Genomic DNA, 16,905 nt, shown 5'->3' with positions numbered 1-16,905 from the left:
GGGGGCCCCATGATCGACCCGCTGGTCGCCACGTTCGCGATCCTGGCGCTCGCCGTCGTGGGCTTCATGACGAACCGCCTGCCGCTCGTCGTCGTCGCGCTGTTCGTGCCCGTCGCGCTGTGGGCGACGGGCGTGCTCCCGATCGACGAGGCGCTGGGCGGCTTCAGCGACCCGATCGTGCTCTTCATCGCGTCGCTCTTCGTGCTCAGCGAGGCGCTGGACGCGACCGGCGTCACGGCGTGGATCGGGCAGTGGCTCGAGCGGCGCGCGTCGCTCGGGCGCGCGGGCCTGCTCACGCTCATGGTGGGCGTCGCGGCGCTGCTCGCGGCGGTCATCAGCATCAACGGCGCCGTCGCGGCGCTGCTCCCCGTCGCGGTGGTCGCGGCGGCGCGCGCCGGCATCGTGCCGTCGCGCATGCTCATCCCGCTCGCGTTCGCCGCCGGCGCGGGGTCGTTGCTCACCCTCACGGGCACGCCCGTGAACATCATCGTCTCCGAGGCGGCGGCGGAGGCCGGCGGCCGCGAGTTCGGCTACTTCGAGTTCGCGCTCGTCGGCGTACCCCTCGTCCTCGCCACGGCCGTGCTCGTCGTGACGCTCGGCGACCGGCTGCTGCCCGAGCGCGTGCCCGAGCACCTAGCCGACACCGCGACCGACCCGCGCGAGCGCGTGCGCTCGTGGCGCGAGAGCTACACGCCCGATCTCGACACCGGTCGCCTGTTCACCGGCGGCACCGGGGTCGTCGAGGTCGTCATCGCGCCGCGCTCGTCCCTCGTGGGGCGCACCGTCAGCCCGGGCATGACGACGCGTGACGAGGGGCTCGTCGTCGTCGCCCTGCGCCGCGGAGAGGGGCACCCGTCGGCGTCCGACGCCGAGCGGGCGTCCGGGACGCTGACCCTCCAGCCTGGCGACGCCGTGCTCGTGCGCGGCCCGTGGGACGCGCTCCACCGGTACACGCAGTCGCCGGACGTGCTCGCGGTCGACTCGGCGCGCAGCCTCCAGCGCGGCGTCCCGCTGGGCCGCGGGTGGCGGCGCTGCCTCGCCGTGCTCGTCGTGACCATCGTGCTGCTCGCGACGGGCGTCGTCCCGCCCGTCATCGCCGGCCTGCTCGCCGCGGGCGCGCTCGTGGTGACCGGCGTCGTCACCGTGCCGCAGGCGTTCCGCGCGATCTCGTGGGACACCGTCGTGCTCATCGCGGCGCTCATCCCGCTGTCCGCGGCGTTCGTCTCGTCCGGGGCGGCGGAGGCGATCGCCGGGCTCGTGCTCCGGCTCACGGGCGACGGGTCGCCACGCCTCGCGCTGCTCGTGGTGTGCCTGCTCACGCTCGTGCTCGGGCAGTTCATCTCGAACGTGGCGACGGTCCTCGTCATGGCGCCCGTCGCGGTGTCGTTCGCGCAGACGCTCGACGTGAGCGTGCTGCCGTTCATGATGGCGCTCACCGTCGCCGGTGCGGCGGCGTTCCTCACCCCGATCGCCACGCCCGTCAACCTCATGGTCCTGCAGCCCGGCGGGTACCGGTTCGGCGACTACTGGCGCCTCGGCCTGCCGCTCGCCCTCGTCTTCCTCGCGGCCGCGGTCCTGTACGTGCCGCTCGTCTGGCCGTTCTGAGCGCGAGCGACGACCGTCCCGCGGTCACCCTGGCACGACGTCGCAGGTCGTGGCACGGTATACCGCGTCGCGCGGGCACCGGGCCTGCGACGACGCACCTGACACGGGGGAGTCGTCCATGGGGAAGACCACGAACGGCGCGCTCTACGACGCAGTCGTCATCGGGGCGGGCTACTCGGGCCTGGCGATGCTGCACCACCTGCGCGAGATCGGTCTGTCCGTCCTCGTCGTCGACGCCGCCGACGGGATCGGCGGCACCTGGTGGGCGAACCGCTACCCGGGCGTGCGGACCGACTCCGAGTACCTCGCGTACGCGTACTCGTTCTCGCGCGAGGTGCGCGAGGAGTGGGACTGGTCCGAGCGCTACCCGCGCGGCGAGGAGATCCGTGCCTATCTCGAGTTCGTCGCCGACCGGCTCGACCTGCGCCGCGACATCCAGCTCGGCGTCGCCGTCGAGCAGGCCGAGCACTCCGACGCGACGAACCTCTGGACGCTCACCCTCGCCGACGGCTCGCGGCTGCGCGCGACGTACGTCGTCTCCGCGACCGGCCTGCTCTCCCGGCCCCTGTACCCCGACCTGCCCGGGCTCGACTCGTTCGCCGGGCCGGTCCACCACTCGGCCCGCTGGCCGCACGAGAGCGTCGACCTGACGGGCAAGCGCGTGGGCCTGCTCGGGGTCGGAGCCTCGGGGATCCAGATGCTGCCCGAGCTCGCGGCGGCGGCGGAGCACGTCACCGTCTTCCAGCGCACCCCTAACTACGTGCTGGAGACGACGAGCCCCGCAGTCACGGCCGACGAGCTCGCCGCCCTGCGCGCCCGGTACGACGAGGTCTTCGAGCGCGCGGTGCGCCATCCCTTCGGCGTGCCCATGGAGATCCCCACGCGGTCCGCGCTCGAGGTCGACGACGAGGAGCGCCGCCGGGTCTTCGAGTCCCGCTGGGAGGCGGGCGGCTTCCGGTTCGCCAACGAGTGCTTCACGGACCTCGTGTCCAGCCCCGAGGCGAGCGAGCTCGCGTCCGAGTTCCTGCGCGGCAGGATCCGCGAGGTCGTCGACGACCCGGAGACGGCCCGCCTGCTGAGCCCGACGACGTATCGCTTCCTGGGCAAGCGACCCCCGACGGGACACGGCTACTACGCGGCGTACAACCGCGCGAACGTCGAGCTCGTCGACGTGCTGACCACGCCGATCACGCGCGTGACGCCGCGCGGGGTCGTCGTGGGGGAGGCCGAGCACGCGCTCGACGTGCTCGTGCTCGCCACCGGCTTCGACGCCATGACCGGGGCGCTCACCGCGTTCGACGTCGTCGGGCGGGACGGCGTCACCCTGCGCGAGCGCTGGGAGCGCGACGGTCTGCGCACCTACCTCGGCATCTCCGTCCACGGCTTCCCGAACTTCTTCATGTCGCTCGGGCCGCAGACGCCGCTGTCCAACCTCACGGTGCCCGTCCAGCGCGGCGCGCAGTGGCTCCAGCGCGCCCTCGCGTACGCGCGCGAGCACGGCGTCGACCGGCTCGAGGCCACGCCCGAGGCCGAGGAGTGGTGGCGCGCGGAGACCGAGCGCGCGGCCCGCGCGACCGTCATGTACGAGGAGGGCAGGAAGGCGGGCGCCTGGTTCGTGGGCGGGAACGTGCCCGGCAAGCGCGAGGAGATCGCCGTGTACCTCGGTGGCGGGCACGTCTACCAGGACGAGTGCGCCCGCGCGGAGGCCGAGCACTACGCCGGGTTCCGCCCCGGCGCGGGGCTGCCGTCGTCCCACGTCGTGCGGCCAGAGCCTGCCTCTGCACCCGCGCCCGCGCCTGCGCCCGACGCCGGTTCGGCGTCCGGGGCGGAGGACACGCCGGTGGCCGCCGGGGTCGGCGGCTGACCGGCAGGTGCGGTGCGCCCCCTGCGTGCACCGCACCCGCCGCTCACGCCGCCGGACGTGCTGCGGCCGACCGGCCGCCCACGCCGCGGTCCGGACCGCTCAGCAGGTCAGGCCCGAGCCCGGGGCCACGCCCAGCACCTCGGTGATCCGCACGTAGCGGTCCACGCGCGACTGCACCGACGCCGGGTTGCCGCCGCCGCACTCGAGCGCCCCGTTGAGCGAGTTGATCGTCTGGCCGAAGCCTGCGCCGGACACCATCGCCTGGTGCGACGTCATCACGCCGGGCCCGTTCTGGGTGTTCCAGTACCAGAGCGCGGTCTGCCACGCGACGGACGGGTCCTCCTCGACGAGCCACGGGTCGTTGAGGAGATCGATGCCCAGAGCGTCGCCGGCGGCCTTGTAGTTGAAGTTCCAGCTGAACATGATCGGCCCCCGCCCGTAGTAGGCCGTCTGGCCGGCCGGGCAGCCGAACGGCTGCTCGTCGTCGCACTTGATCCAGTAGTTCGCCTCGTTGATCTCCTTCACGTACCGCAGCCCGACCGACTCGAAGTCCGCGTGCGTGAGGAACGCCGCGGCCTCGCGCGTCCGGGTCTCCGGCGTCCCCGTGCTGGCGAACGCCGGGTACGCGCCCAGCGCGTCGACGAACCCGTCGTACGTGTAGAACGGATGCCGCTTCGGGAAGATCGCGTCGAACTCCGCGCGGCTCACCACGAAGTCGTCCCCGCCGCCCGTGCACCGGCCCGCGTCCACCCAGACGCTCGTCGACCCCGGCGTCTCGCGCTGGGTCCACCACCGGGCCGTCCAGTTCCGCCCGTGGTGCGACGCCGTCTTCCCGCCGGTGTAGGCGGTCGTCGGCGACCACGTCGCGGCGCACGCGGTGGCGCTCGCGGCCTGGTCGGCACCCGCGGGGGAGGGACCCGTGGCCGCGCCCGCCGGTGCGGTGACGGACACGGTGAGGACCGCCGAGGTGAGGACGGAGACGACGGTGGTGAGGGCGCGCCGGAAGCGAGTGCTCATGAATCCCCCTGCTGTTGCGGGCGGCATCGTTACCGCCGCTCGCAAACCTAGCGCGCCACGCCGCCGCGCGACAAGAGTCACTGAGGCGAGCATCCGCGCCTGCACCAACGAGCGATCGCTCGGTCACCTCGAGGGCGCCGCCACGACGCGGCCGATCGCCTCTCAGGCGGTAGGCCACTGGCCGGGTCTCTCCGGCTGCGCAGGAACGGTGACCCGGAGATCCTCGAGAGCGCTCGTCCAGGCCGACTCGTCGATGACCCGCGGGCACTCGAAGGCCAGCTGCACGACGTCGGTCGTCCGGTCGCCCGAAAAGCCCTGCGTGGTGATCGCTCGCGTGACGCCCCTGACGGCCACCGGGCCTCGCCGGGTCGATGCGTCCCAGTCCTGAGCCAGCGCGTTCACTCCCACCGTCCCCGCGCCCGGCTGTGACGTCAGCGGAAGCAGGACGTTCCGCAGCGCCGATGGGTCAGCCCCCTCGTCGGACTCTCGGAGCGCGGAGAGAAGCTCCTGAGAGACCCCGTACTGATCGGCACGGGGATCGACGCCGCCCGGGTCGGTGCTCTGCGAGAGTGTGCACGGGCCGTACTCGGCCACTCCCTGCCACGCACTGCGGGCGACGAGAGGAGTCGTCGTGCCCGACTGTCGGAGCGTCGTCACCGTGGTCTCGCCGCCCTCGGGCTCCTCGCCGGGCACCTCGGCTCCTTGCTCGCCGGTGCGGTCGCCGCCGCCGTCAGGGCCGTCAGGCGCCTCCTGGCCGGACGTGGTCTCGCTCGCTCGGGGCGACGCCGAGGGAGGCGTCGGTGCTTGATCGCTGACGGGCCTCTCCACCTCAGTGGTCCCTGTCGAGGTGCATCCGGACACGGAGAAGATCGCACCGAGGGCGAAGCCCACCAGAATGCCGGCTCGTGTTCGCACGAGTTCCCCCTGAGTCTCCGGTCCGCGCGAGGCGAGGCCGCCCTGCCGGCGGTGACCCGGCAGTCTACCCGGGACGGTCAGGCTTCTGACCAGCAGCTTCTCGTCCTGGCGAGAGCCCACGGGGGGAGCACTCGAGCGCGGTCTCCGAGCGTCGATCGGCCACGGCGTCCCCGCTGCTTCCTTGCGTCCACCGGGGCAGGGTCGCGTCGGCCACGACGGCGCGACGAGACGCGGCAAGGCCGAGCGGGTGGGCCGCGCCGAACGACACGTCGCCGTCGACGCGACCGTCGCTGCGTCGCTCGAGAGCGCGTTCCGGCAGGTCGAGCCCCGCGGTGCCGGCGTCGCGTCTCGACTGAGACTCGCAGGCGGGTCGCCCTACGACCGGGGCGACGGAGAACGGCCCCCGCCCGTGGTGGGCGTCGCGAGACGCTCACCACGGACGGGGGCCGTGGAGCTCCGAGGTCGGGTCAGACCAGGGACTCAGATGTCGTAGTAGAGCTCGAACTCGTGCGGGTGCGGGCGCAGGCGGATCGGGTCGATCTCGTTGGTGCGCTTGTAGTCGATCCACGTCTGGATGAGGTCCGGCGTGAACACGTCGCCCTGCGTGAGGAACTCGTGGTCGGCCTCGAGGTTGTCCAGCGCCTCGGAGAGCGAGCCGGGGACCTGCTGGATCTGCGCGTGCTCCTCCGGCGGCAGCTCGTACAGGTCCTTGTCGATCGGCTCCGGCGGCTCGATGCGGTTCTTGATGCCGTCGATGCCGGCGAGGAGCTGCGCGGCGAACGCGAGGTACGGGTTGGCCGACGGGTCCGGCACGCGGAACTCGACGCGCTTCGCGGCGGCGGACGAGCCGGTCACCGGGATGCGGATGCACGCGGAGCGGTTGCGGGCCGAGTAGACCAGGTTGACCGGGGCCTCGTAGCCGGGGACCAGGCGGTGGTAGGAGTTCACCGACGGGTTGGTGAAGGCGAGCAGCGACGGCGCGTGCTTGAGCAGGCCGCCGATGTACCAGCGCGCGAGGTCGGAGAGACCGCCGTAGCCCTTCTCGTCGAAGAACAGCGGCTTGCCGTCCTTCCACAGGGACTGGTGCGAGTGCATGCCCGAGCCGTTGTCGCCGAAGATCGGCTTCGGCATGAACGTGACGGACTTGCCGGCCTCGAACGCCTCGTTGCGGATGACGTACTTGAACTTCATCAGGTCGTCGGCCGCGTGCAGCAGCGTGTTGAAGCGGTAGTTGATCTCCTGCTGGCCGGCGGTGCCCACCTCGTGGTGCGCGCGCTCGACCTCGAGGCCGACCTTCTCCAGCGTCGCGCACATCTCGTCGCGCAGGTCCGCGAAGCGGTCGGACGGGGAGACGGGGAAGTAGCCGCCCTTGTAGCGCGTCTTGTACGCGAGGTTGCCACCCTCCTCCTCGCGGCCCGTGTTCCACGCCGCCTCGATGGAGTCGAGGTAGTAGAAGCTCGAGTGCTGGTTCGTCGCGAAGCGCGCCTCGTCGAAGAGGTAGAACTCGGCCTCGGGCGCGAAGAACGCCGTGTCCGCGATGCCGGTCGAGCGCAGGTACGCCTCGGCCTTGGCCGCGATGTTGCGGGGGTCGCGGGAGTACGGCTCGCCCGTGAACGGGTCGACGATGGAGAAGTTCACGACGAGCGTCTTGCGCTTGCGGTACGGGTCCACGAACGCGGTCTTGACGTCCGGCACGAGCTTCATGTCCGACTCGTGGATCGCCTGGAAGCCGCGGATCGACGACCCGTCGAACATCAGGCCGTCCTCGAACGCCGACTCGTCGAACTGCGAGACGGGGATGTTGAAGTGCTGCATGATGCCGGGCAGGTCGCAGAACCGGACGTCGACGAACTCGACGCCTTCGTTCCGCGTGAAGGCGATTGCCTCCTCCGCGTTGTTGAACATCCGTTGCTCCTTGATCGGGTGGTGCCGTCGGGCTGCGCGGCGGACGAGCCGCTGACGTGGCGCCCACGAACCTAGGCCGGGGCGGTTTCCCTACGGTGTACCCCTTGTTTCGGTCGTGTTACGTCCCGCGTCCCCGTGTGACGATCGTGCGACACGAGGGCGCGCGGCAGCCGACGTGGGGTCGGTGTGCCGTTCGGCACGATACCGCCGTCCGGCGGCCGGAGGGCGTCCCGTCCACCGCGTGGCACGTACGCTGGTCCCGTGGTTTCACGCGAGGACATGGGTTCGTGGCTCGAGGGCGCCCCGGGCGACCAGCACACCGGTCGCGGCGCGCGGCTCGGCCTCCCGCCGGAGGGCCCGGGCTCCCTCGCGACGCTCGGACGGCGCGTCGTCGCGCTGGCCATCGACTGGGTCCTCGCGACCCTGGTCGCGTTCCTCTTCTTCCGCCCCGCCGCGCCGGGCTTCTTCGAGGGCATCTCGGCCCTGCCGGTCTGGTCGCAGCCGCTGGTCTTCGCGATCGAGAACGTGCTGCTCGTGAGCACGCTCGGGTTCACCGTCGGCCACCGCGTCATGGGGATCCGGGTCCGGCGCCTCGCCGAGCCGGCGCGCATGGTCGGTCTCGGCCGCGGCGTGCTGCGCACGGTCCTGCTGTGCCTCGTCATCCCGGCCGTCGTCTGGGACGCCGACGGTCGTGGCCTGCACGACCGCGCCGCGGGCACGGTGCTCGTCCGCTCCTGACCGCGGGCGGCCGGATCCCCGCCCCCCCCATGCACGACGACGCCCGGCCGGCAGAGGAGGGATCCTCGCCGACCGGGCGTCGTCGTGGTGTGCGGGTGTCGCGTCAGCGACCCTTGAGGCCCTTGCGGTCGGGGCGGGCCCGCGTCGGGTCGATCCCCTTGGGGATCGGCAGGCGCGAGACGCCGAGCGCGCGCAGGCGCTTGGAGACCTCCGCCGTCTCGGGCTTCGTGAGGGTCGGCTTGAGCTTCTGGACGGCGCGGGGGAGCTTGGGCAGCGCCACCTGGTCCTCGCCGTCGCCGACCTGGATCGTGGTGACCGGCACGTTCGGCAGCACCCGCGCGACGCGCTTGCGCTCGGCGTCGAGCAGGCGCTTCGCGCGGTGCGGGGGGCCCTCGCTCACGAGCACGACGCCCGCGCGCCCGACGCCGCGGAACACGAGGTCCTGCGTGCGGGGGTCGATCGCGACGGGCTCCTCGTCGAACGTCCACCCGCGGCGGATCGTGCCGAGCGCGGCGCGCGCGGCGCCGGGCTGGCCCTCGATCTGCTGGTAGGCGGCGCGCTCGGCGCGACGCGTGAGCACGAACATCGCGCCCAGCGCCGCGAACGGGATGCCGACGATCAGCGTGTAGACCCACTGGCCCCACCACAGGCCGATGCCCAGCGCGACGGCGAGGATGCCGACGAACACGCCGAGCATGACCCACGTGACCGCCGGGTCCTGCTTGCGGGTCATCTGGTAGGCGGCCCACACCTGGTGGTACCAGCGCTGCTTCTTGGGCTTCTTCTGCTTCGCGACCTGCTCGCCGGCGGCGGGCGCGCCGGTGCTGTCCGAGTTCTTGCGGGCCATGCCGGTCAGTCTAGTGGGGTGCGCGGGCCAGCAGGCTCGCGGCCTCCTGGCGGGACGTCGTCGGCTCGGCGAGGTGCGCGAGCGCGGCGGGGATCTCCATGCCGCGGCGCGTCATGGCCTGGCCCCAGAGGCGCCCGGCGCGGTACGACGACCGCACGAGCGGGCCGGACATGACGCCGAGGAACCCGATGGCCTCGGCGGCGTCCGACAGCTCGACGAACTCCTCCGGCTTCACCCAGCGGTCCACGGGGTGGTGCCGCAGCGAGGGGCGCAGGTACTGCGTGATCGTCACGAGGTCGCAGCCGGCGTCGTGCAGGTCCTGCAGCGCCTCCTTCGCCTCGTCGATCGTCTCGCCCATGCCGAGGATGATGTTCGACTTGGTGACGAGCCCGGCCTCGCGCGCCCGCGTGAGCACGGACAGCGAGCGCTCGTACCGGAAGCCGGGCCGGATCTGCTTGAAGATCCGCGGCACCGTCTCGAGGTTGTGCGCGAGGACCTCGGGCCGGGACCCGTTCACCTCGTCGAGCAGCTCGGGGATCGCGTTGAAGTCCGGGATGAGCAGCTCGACGCCGGTGCCCGGGTTGAGCGCGTGGATCTGGCGGACGGTTTCCGCGTAGAGCCAGGCGCCGCCGTCGGGCAGGTCGTCGCGCGCGACGCCGGTGATGGTCGAGTAGCGCAGGCCCATCGCCTGGACGGACTCCGCGACGCGGCGCGGCTCGTCCGCGTCGAAGTCGGCCGGCTTGCCCGTGTCGATCTGGCAGAAGTCGCACCGGCGCGTGCACTGGTCGCCGCCGATGAGGAAGGTCGCCTCGCGGTCCTCCCAGCACTCGAAGATGTTGGGACAGCCCGCCTCCTCGCAGACCGTGTGCAGACCCTCGCGCTTCACGAGCCCCTTGAGCTCGGAGTACTCCGGGCCCATGGTCGCGCGGGTCTTGATCCACTCGGGCTTCTTCTCGATCGGCGTCGCGGCGTTGCGGGCCTCGACCCGCAGCATGCGCCGTCCTTCAGGTGCGATCGTCACGGGTGTCTCCCGGTCGTCGTGGCGAGTGAGCGCCGACGTCGCGCCCACCAAGCGGGCGGGCGGCGCACCGTTCGGGTGCGCGCCCTGGTACGACGCCGGACTCCGGTCAGACTACGCGCTCGCGCTCGCCGTCTCCCGTGCGTCGCTCACCCTGTGGACGTGACGTCAGCGACACCCCGGTCACGACGAGCAGGACCGCCGCGACGACGGGGAGCGCGAACGCGCTCGTCGTCGACACGGTGTCGGCGAGCGCGCCGCCCCCGGACGCGCCGATCGCGACACCGACGACGTTCGCGCTGGCCACGAGGGTCATGGCCGACGCCGTGCGCCCGGCCGGCGCGCGCTCGCCGGCGACCGTGAAGACCGTGACCATGACCGGCCCGACGAACAGGCCGGTCGCCGCCACGGCGACGACGACCGCGGTCAACGAGCCGCCCGCGGCCGCGAGCACGAGACCGGCGGTGCCCACCAGGAGCCCTGCCGCGAACGTGATCCAGCGGCTGCGCAGCCCCCAGCGCCGGGGCAGGGCGACCACGGAGAGCGCGGTGATCGCGGAGCCGACGCCCATGACCGCGTACACGAGCCCTGCGCTGCCCGGCACGCCCGCGTCGCGCGTGAGCGCGGTGAGCGCGGCCTGGGTCCCGCCGAACAGCAGGCCCATGGCGAGCATCCCGACGAGCACGACCGCCTCGCGCCGCACCAGCGCGGCCGTCCCGCCGGCGTCCGCGGCACCGGCCGTCGTGCCGTGCGGGCCGGTGCCGTGCGGCGCGGTCGCGCGCGCTGTCGGGTGGAGCGCGAACGCGGCGCCGAACACGGCGATGCCGCCGGCCGCGGCGAGCACCGCGACCTGCGGCGAGCCTGCCGATGCGAGGACGCCCACGAGGGCGGGCCCCAGGACGAAGCTCACCTCGTCGGCCGTGCTCTCGTAGCTCATCGCGGCCTCGACGGTGCGCGGCTCGTCGGCTGCGAGGCGCAGCCAGCGCACGCGGGCCAGCGGACCGACCTGGGGAGCGCTCGCGCCCGTCGCCGCCGCGGCGAGCAGCACCGCGGCCGTGGCGCCCGGTGCGGACGCCGAGAGCACGAGGGCCAGCACGGCGACCGTCGCGACCGGCACGCAGACGAGCAGGACGCGACGCTGGCCGACACGGTCGGCGAGCGCGCCCTGGGTCGGGCCGCCGAGCGCCGTCCCGAGCGCCGTCGCGGCGGACGCGAGGCCCCCGAGCGCGACCGACGAGGTGGTCGACGACACGAGCAGCAGCGTCCCGATCGTCAGCATGGAGAACGGCAGGCGCGCGAGGAACGCGACAGGGAGGAACGCACGGCCCGCGAGCTGGGGGAGCCGGGCGTAGCCCGTGCGGACGGGCACGCCGTCGGGCGGGGGAGGTGCGGGGGTGCGGGGGCGCGACGCCGCGCGCGCGGGGGTGGTGGTCATGCGGTCCAGGTCCTCGGGGTCGTCCAGCCGCGCGCCGACCCACCCGTACTCCGGCGCGCGAGGATTCCCTGGAGCCCCCAGCCTATCCCGCGAGCGCGGTCGGAGGGGTGTCCGCGGCGTCTGCGGCGAGCAGCGGGACGAGCGCCGTCCCGAGCGCGTCGACGAGGAGCGGCGCGACCTCGGCGAGCGTCACCTCGCGCCCGAGCTCGGCCGTGAGGGACGTCACGTCGGCGTCCTCGATGCCGCACGGGATGATCCGCTCGAACCGCGACAGGTCCGGGACGCAGTTGAGCGCCAGCCCGTGCATCGTCACGCCGCGCGCGACGCGCACGCCGATCGCGCAGACCTTGCGCTCGCGACGGGTCGCGTCGGCCGCGACCCAGACCCCGCTGCGGCCCTCGACGCGCATCGTCGCGAGCCCGAGGCGGGTGCAGACCGCCATCACGGCGTCCTCGAGCGCCCGGACGTACGCGACGACGTCCACGGGCTCGGCGAGCCGGACGATCGGGTAGACGACCTGCTGGCCCGGGCCGTGCCAGGTGATCTTGCCGCCGCGGTCGACGTCCACGACGGGCGTGCCGTCGTCGGGCCGGTCCGAGCGGTTCGTGCGACGCCCGGCCGTGTAGACGTCCGGGTGCTCGACGAGGATCAGGGTGTCCGGCCGCGTGCCCGCGACGACGTCGTCGTGCACCGCGCGCTGCAGGTCCCAGGCCTCGTGGTAGTCCGTGATCCCCGGCAGCGCGAGCAGGTCCATCGGGCCAGGCTAACGCTCGTCGCCGGGTGAGCGCGGGAGGGTCTCGAGGAGCGTGAGGAGCGCACCGCGCAGCGCGGCGACCTGGTCGTCGTCGAGTCCGCGGGTCGCGAGGTCCTCGGCGGGGCGGCGGCGCGCCGCGGCGAACCCGGCCGCGCGCCCGGCGTCCGTGATGGCCACGGCCCGACGGCGGCGGTCGGCCGGGTCGCCGGTGCGCGTCACGTAGCCGGCCCGCTCCAGCCGCGCGACGATCCGGCTCATGGTCTGCTCCGTGACGCCCGACTCGTCCGCGAGGACGCGCTGGGACCGCGGCCCGGCGAGCAGGTGCATGAGGACGGGGAAGCCGGCGTGGTTGAGGTCCCACTGCCCGAGGTGCGCGTTCCACTCCCGCTCGATCCGGCGCGCGACGGCGAAGAGGAGGCGGCCGGTGGCCCATTCCTGCGGGTCTCCGGGGGTGGGGTCGCCGACGTCCGGGTCGACGTGCGGCCCGGTGCGATCCCTCGGTGCAAGCTCCAACGTGCATTCCTCCTTCCACCATGGCACCATTCCTCAGCATGCTGAGCAATCGGACGGGCGGGTTCCTCCGCGGACTGATCATTGTCGCAGTCATCGGTCTCTGGATGGCCATCGGCGCACTGGGCGGCCAGGCGCAGGGTCGCCTGAGCAGCGTGCAGACCAACGATGCCGCGGCGTTCCTGCCGGCGAGCGCCGAGTCGACGCGCGCTGCCGAGGTCGCGCAGGAGTTCACCGACTCCGAGACGCTGCCCGCGCTCGTCGTCGCGACGACCGGTGACGGGAGCGCGCTCACGCCCGACGACCTCGCGGCGCTCGACGCCTACGCGCAGGCCGTGCCCGGGGCACCGCTCGAGGGAACCTCGGGCGACGAGCCCGCGACCGTGGGCGACGTCTCGATCGCCGACCCGGTCGTGGTGCCGTCCGAGGACGGGGAGGCGGCGCTCGTCGTCGTCTCGCTCGACGCGTCCGTCGCGTCCGACCGCATCGGGGCGGACGAGAGCAGCGTGAGCGAGCTCGCCGTCGGCGCGCTGCGCGACCTCGCCGCCGCGGACGCGGCCGACGGGGGCCTCGCCGGCACGTCGCTCGACGTGTGGGTCACCGGCCCCGCCGGCTTCGTCGCCGACCTCGTCACCGCGTTCGGCGGGATCGACACCGTCCTGCTGCTCGTCGCGCTCGGCGCGGTGCTCGTCATCCTCGCGGTCGTCTACCGGTCGCCGATCCTGCCGTTCATCGTCATCCTCACGGCCGTGCTCGCGCTGACCCTCGCCGGTCTCGTCGTCTACGAGCTCGCGGCGGCGGACGTGCTGACGCTCAACGGCCAGTCGCAGGGCATCCTCTCGATCCTCGTCGTCGGGGCCGCGGTCGACTACTCGTTGCTCGTCGTGGCGCGCTACCGCGAGGAGCTGCGCCTCGTCCGGTCGACGACGACGGCGCTGCGCCGTGCCGTGCGGGCCTCGGTCGAGCCGATCGCCGCGAGCGCCGGCACCGTCGTCGCGGGCCTGCTCTGCCTGCTCCTGTCCGACCTGTCGTCCAACCGCAGCCTCGGCCCGGTCGCCGCGATCGGCATCGCCGCCGCGTTCGTCGCCGCGCTCACGCTCCTGCCCGCCCTCCTGCTCGTCGCAGGGCAGCGGTCCCGCGCGCTGTTCTGGCCGCGCATGCCGCGCTACGACGCCGACCACGCGGCCCACGAGGCCGCGGCGGCCGAGGCGTCGCCCGAGAGCGAGGACCGCGTCAGCATCGACGGGCACGGAGTGTGGTCGCGCGTCGCGAGCTTCGTCGGACGCCACGACCGGCGCGTGTGGATCGTCACGGCGCTCGTGCTGGCGGCGTGCGCGGCGTTCGTGCCGACCCTCGACGCCGAGGGGACCGGCGACTCGGAGGTGTTCCTCGCGGACGTCGACTCGGTCGCGGGCGAGGAGGCGCTCACCGCGCACTTCGAGGGCGTGTCCGCGCAGCCGGCGACCGTCATCGCCCCCGAGGCGGACCTCGACGCCGTCGTCACGGCGGCCGAGGGCACGGACGGCGTCGCCGCGGCGACGCCCGTCACGGACCAGCCCGCCGTCGCCCCCGGTGCGCCCGCCCAGGGCGACCCGCTCGTCGTCGACGGGCAGGTGCGCGTCGACGTCACGACCGAGGCGCCGTCCGACAGCCAGGAGGCCGTGCAGACGGTGTCGGCGCTGCGCGACGCCGTGCACGAGGTCTCGCCCGAGGCGGTCGTCGGCGGAGCCGCGGCCGAGCGACTGGACACCCAGCTCGCCGGTCAGCGCGACCTGCGGGTCATCGTGCCGGTCGTGCTGGTCGTGATCCTGCTGATCCTCGTCCTGCTGCTGCGGTCCGTGCTCGCGCCCGTCCTGCTCATGCTCGCGAACGTGCTGTCGTTCGGGGCCGCGCTCGGCGTCGCCGCGCTCGTCTTCAACCACGTGCTCGACTTCCCCGGCGCGGACCCGGCCGTCCCGCTCTACGCGTTCTGCTTCCTCGTCGCGCTCGGCGTGGACTACTCGATCTTCCTCATGACCCGGGTGCGCGAGGAGAGCCTGCGCGTCGGGACGCGGCGCGGCGTGCTGCGCGGCCTCGCGGTCACGGGGTCGGTCATCACGTCGGCGGGCGTCGTGCTCGCGGCCACGTTCGCCGCGCTCGGGATCATCCCGCTGCTCTTCCTCGCCCAGCTCGCGTTCATCGTCGCGTTCGGCGTCCTCGTCGACACCCTCGTGGTGCGGTCGCTCCTCGTGCCCGCCCTCGTGCACGACGTCGGTCGTCGCGCCTGGTGGCCGAGCGCCCTCGGGCGTCTGGACCGCGGACCGGGGGAGCCCGGTCAGCCCGCCGGGAGCGGCTCGGCGGGGCAGTCCGCCAGCACGCGCGCCATCGCCTCGGACTCCGACGGCGTGACCGAGAGCTCGTAGGCCGCCTTCACGGCGATCTGCCGGGCGACGTACGGGCACCGGAACGCGTGGTTCGGGGGCAGCCAGGCCGACGCGTCGCGTGCGCCCTTCGACTGGTTCGCCGGGCCGTCGGACGCGAGCAGGTTGAGGGGGTCGTTCGCGAACTCTCGGCGCGTCTCGTCGTCCCAGGCGCGGGCGCCCTTGCGCCACGCGTCGAGCAGGGGCACGACGTGGTCGATCTGGACCGCTGCGCTCGTCGCGTTGCCGCGGCGGAAGTCGATCGTCTCGCCCGTGTACGGGTCCTCGAAGGTGCCCGTGCGGACCTCGCAGACGTCCCCGCGCGTCGAGAAGGTCAGGTCGGCCAGGTCGCGCGCGAGGATGTCGTTGCGGGTGTCGCACCCGTTGCCGTCGACGTCGGCCCACGCCGGACCGAACAGCGCGCGCTCGTAGCCGGTGTCCGGCCCGGGGCCCTTGACCTCGAGCCCGGCGAGGGCCTCGAGCGCGCTCCCGGCGACCGGCTCGGGGTCGGTGTCCGCCGCGACGGACCGCTGGTTGACGACGTTCGCGACGACGATCGCGATCGCCAGGGCGATGAGGACGTAGCGCAGGACGCTCCGACGAGGGACCTGGCGGCTCGTGGTGCTCAAGGGACGACCTTCCCGAAACCGATTCTCGGCCCGACCCCCGCGAGACGGTACGCAGCGCTCCATATCGGACCAACGCGCACATTCTGCCAGGTCGCCCGGGGTGCTCCGACCCGCGCCCGGCACGCCTCGGGCACCCGTCCGCGGCGCGGCTAGATTGGTCCGCATGGACACCGCCGCACGCACGCTCAGGGTCGGGATCGTCGGGTACGGAGGGGCCGGTCGCGGCATCCACGCGCGGCTCGTGCGCGAGGCGGGGCACGTCGTCACGGCCGTCGTCGTGCGCTCGCCCGAGCGCCGCGCCGCGGCGGCGGAGGACTGGCCCGGCGTGCACCTGCACGACGACGTCGACGCGCTCCTCGCCGACCGCGCGGCCTACGACGTCGTCGTCGTGGCCAGCCCGTCCGCGCTGCACGCCGACCACGCGACCGCGCTCGCGCGTGCGGGCGTCCCCGTCGTGGTGGACAAGCCGCTCGCCCTGGGCGCCACGGCCTCGCGCGCCGTCGTCGACGCCGCCGAGCAGGCCGGGACCCCGCTCACCGTCTTCCAGAACCGCCGCTGGGACCCGGAGCAGCTCACGCTGCGGTCCGTGCTCGACCGCGGCGACCTCGGCCGGGTCCACACGTTCGAGCGCCGCTGGGAGCGCTGGCGTCCCGTGCCGCAGCAGCGCTGGAAGGAGAACGACCTCGTCGGCGGCGGCCTCCTCCTCGACCTCGGGCCGCACCTCGTCGACTCGGCCACGCAGCTCTTCGGGCCCGTCACCGGGGTGTGGGCCGAGCTCCGCTCGCACACGACCCCCACCGAGGACGACGTTTTCCTCGTGCTCCACCACGCCCCGGACGCCGACGGGAACGCCGTCGTGAGCCGGCTGTGGGCCGGGTCCGTCGTCGGTGCGCCCGGCCCGCGCACGCGCGTGCTCGGCACGGGCGGCGCGTACGTCGTCACGACGTTCGAGAACGACGCGTCGCCCTTCGAGGTGTTCGACGACGCCGCGCCCGCGGGGACCCTCGGCTGGGTGACGCGCGGGCGCGAGCGTGAGCCCGTGCCGCAGGCTCCCGGCGGGCACGCGGACTTCTACCGCGCCGTCGCGGCGTGGCTGCTCGACGACGGCCCCGTGCCGGTCGACCCGCGCGACGCCGTCTGCACGGCCGAGGTCCTCGACGCCGCGCGTCGCAGCGCCCGGGAGGGTCGCCTGCTCGAGGTGTGACGGGCCGCTCGGCCGAGCCCTCGCGCCCGCTCAGGGTGAGATCCGTCCTGTGGACGACGGCAATC

The 16,905-nt window shown here is 73.7% G+C and carries 14 protein-coding genes; 5 read left to right on the top strand and 9 right to left on the bottom strand.

Annotated features, from left to right (window positions below; genetic code table 11):
- The first annotated feature begins 9 nt into the window (after nucleotides 1-9).
- Nucleotides 10-1,605: an SLC13 family permease gene (locus ACZ4MO_RS05800; RefSeq protein ID WP_499278641.1), complete on the top strand. Its 1,596-nt coding sequence runs from the start codon at nucleotides 10-12 to the stop codon at nucleotides 1,603-1,605.
- A gap of 118 nt (nucleotides 1,606-1,723) precedes the next feature.
- Entirely contained in the window at nucleotides 1,724-3,469 is a 1,746-nt protein-coding gene (locus ACZ4MO_RS05795; protein ID WP_175008412.1) for an FAD-dependent oxidoreductase, read from the top strand.
- Between the two features lie 99 nt (nucleotides 3,470-3,568).
- Here the strand turns inward: ACZ4MO_RS05795 and ACZ4MO_RS05790 are convergent, their stop codons facing one another.
- From ACZ4MO_RS05790 to glnA, 3 genes are all read right to left on the bottom strand, one after another.
- Nucleotides 3,569-4,486: a glycoside hydrolase family 19 protein gene (locus ACZ4MO_RS05790; protein WP_175008413.1), complete on the bottom strand. Its 918-nt coding sequence runs from the start codon at nucleotides 4,484-4,486 to the stop codon at nucleotides 3,569-3,571.
- Between the two features lie 162 nt (nucleotides 4,487-4,648).
- Nucleotides 4,649-5,179, bottom strand: a complete 531-nt coding sequence (locus ACZ4MO_RS05785) for a hypothetical protein (RefSeq protein WP_499278640.1) — start codon at nucleotides 5,177-5,179, stop codon at nucleotides 4,649-4,651.
- Nucleotides 5,180-5,881: 702 nt separating this feature from the next.
- Nucleotides 5,882-7,306, bottom strand: a complete 1,425-nt coding sequence (gene glnA, locus ACZ4MO_RS05780) for a type I glutamate--ammonia ligase (RefSeq protein ID WP_175008415.1) — start codon at nucleotides 7,304-7,306, stop codon at nucleotides 5,882-5,884.
- A 261-nt stretch (nucleotides 7,307-7,567) separates the two neighbouring features.
- Between glnA and ACZ4MO_RS05775 the strand changes: the two genes are divergently transcribed.
- Complete coding sequence (locus ACZ4MO_RS05775; protein ID WP_175008416.1) at nucleotides 7,568-8,044, top strand: RDD family protein; 477 nt, start codon at nucleotides 7,568-7,570, stop codon at nucleotides 8,042-8,044.
- A 103-nt stretch (nucleotides 8,045-8,147) separates the two neighbouring features.
- On the opposite strand, the gene ACZ4MO_RS05770 is transcribed toward ACZ4MO_RS05775, so the two are convergent.
- From ACZ4MO_RS05770 to ACZ4MO_RS05750, 5 genes are all read right to left on the bottom strand, one after another.
- Nucleotides 8,148-8,891, bottom strand: a complete 744-nt coding sequence (locus ACZ4MO_RS05770; protein ID WP_021480396.1) for a DUF4191 domain-containing protein — start codon at nucleotides 8,889-8,891, stop codon at nucleotides 8,148-8,150.
- Between the two features lie 10 nt (nucleotides 8,892-8,901).
- A complete protein-coding gene (lipA, locus tag ACZ4MO_RS05765) occupies nucleotides 8,902-9,912 on the bottom strand; it encodes a lipoyl synthase (protein WP_175008417.1) in 1,011 nt (336 codons plus the stop codon).
- Between the two features lie 106 nt (nucleotides 9,913-10,018).
- Entirely contained in the window at nucleotides 10,019-11,344 is a 1,326-nt protein-coding gene (locus tag ACZ4MO_RS05760) for an MFS transporter (protein WP_175008418.1), read from the bottom strand.
- Nucleotides 11,345-11,426: 82 nt separating this feature from the next.
- Nucleotides 11,427-12,098, bottom strand: coding sequence for a lipoyl(octanoyl) transferase LipB (gene lipB / locus ACZ4MO_RS05755; protein WP_175008419.1), 672 nt, complete (start codon nucleotides 12,096-12,098; stop codon nucleotides 11,427-11,429).
- 9 nt (nucleotides 12,099-12,107) lie between these two features.
- Complete coding sequence (locus ACZ4MO_RS05750; protein ID WP_255437090.1) at nucleotides 12,108-12,611, bottom strand: MarR family winged helix-turn-helix transcriptional regulator; 504 nt, start codon at nucleotides 12,609-12,611, stop codon at nucleotides 12,108-12,110.
- Nucleotides 12,612-12,715: 104 nt separating this feature from the next.
- On the opposite strand from ACZ4MO_RS05750, the gene ACZ4MO_RS05745 reads away from it, so the two are divergent.
- Nucleotides 12,716-15,010 (top strand): MMPL family transporter, encoded by a 2,295-nt coding sequence (locus ACZ4MO_RS05745; RefSeq protein WP_342779544.1) that lies wholly within the window; start codon nucleotides 12,716-12,718, stop codon nucleotides 15,008-15,010.
- On the opposite strand, the gene ACZ4MO_RS05740 is transcribed toward ACZ4MO_RS05745, so the two are convergent.
- On the bottom strand, nucleotides 14,923-15,636 hold the full coding sequence (locus ACZ4MO_RS05740; protein WP_074809542.1) for an HNH endonuclease family protein: 714 nt from the start codon (nucleotides 15,634-15,636) through the stop codon (nucleotides 14,923-14,925). The genes ACZ4MO_RS05745 and ACZ4MO_RS05740 overlap by 88 nt on opposite strands.
- Before the next feature lie 163 nt (nucleotides 15,637-15,799).
- Here ACZ4MO_RS05740 and ACZ4MO_RS05735 point away from each other — a divergent pair, with 163 nt between their 5' ends.
- Nucleotides 15,800-16,840: a Gfo/Idh/MocA family protein gene (locus tag ACZ4MO_RS05735; RefSeq protein ID WP_175008422.1), complete on the top strand. Its 1,041-nt coding sequence runs from the start codon at nucleotides 15,800-15,802 to the stop codon at nucleotides 16,838-16,840.
- Nucleotides 16,841-16,905 lie beyond the last annotated feature (65 nt).

The organism is Sphaerisporangium cinnabarinum (assembly GCF_055567015.1).
The sequence above is the reverse complement of the archived record's forward strand: the minus strand, read 5'-3'. Positions and strand labels throughout refer to the sequence as shown.

Bases quoted from the DNA above. Each gene is read 5' to 3' on its own strand.
- ACZ4MO_RS05790 (WP_175008413.1), bottom strand. From the start codon at position 4,486: ATGAGCACTCGCTTCCGGCGCGCCCTCACCACCGTCGTCTCCGTCCTC.
- ACZ4MO_RS05735 (WP_175008422.1), top strand. From the start codon at position 15,800: ATGGACACCGCCGCACGCACGCTCAGGGTCGGGATCGTCGGGTACGGA.
- ACZ4MO_RS05760 (WP_175008418.1), bottom strand. From the start codon at position 11,344: ATGACCACCACCCCCGCGCGCGCGGCGTCGCGCCCCCGCACCCCCGCA.
- ACZ4MO_RS05800 (WP_499278641.1), top strand. From the start codon at position 10: ATGATCGACCCGCTGGTCGCCACGTTCGCGATCCTGGCGCTCGCCGTC.
- glnA (WP_175008415.1), bottom strand. From the start codon at position 7,306: ATGTTCAACAACGCGGAGGAGGCAATCGCCTTCACGCGGAACGAAGGC.
- ACZ4MO_RS05745 (WP_342779544.1), top strand. From the start codon at position 12,716: ATGGCCATCGGCGCACTGGGCGGCCAGGCGCAGGGTCGCCTGAGCAGC.
- ACZ4MO_RS05770 (WP_021480396.1), bottom strand. From the start codon at position 8,891: ATGGCCCGCAAGAACTCGGACAGCACCGGCGCGCCCGCCGCCGGCGAG.
- ACZ4MO_RS05795 (WP_175008412.1), top strand. From the start codon at position 1,724: ATGGGGAAGACCACGAACGGCGCGCTCTACGACGCAGTCGTCATCGGG.
- lipB (WP_175008419.1), bottom strand. From the start codon at position 12,098: ATGGACCTGCTCGCGCTGCCGGGGATCACGGACTACCACGAGGCCTGG.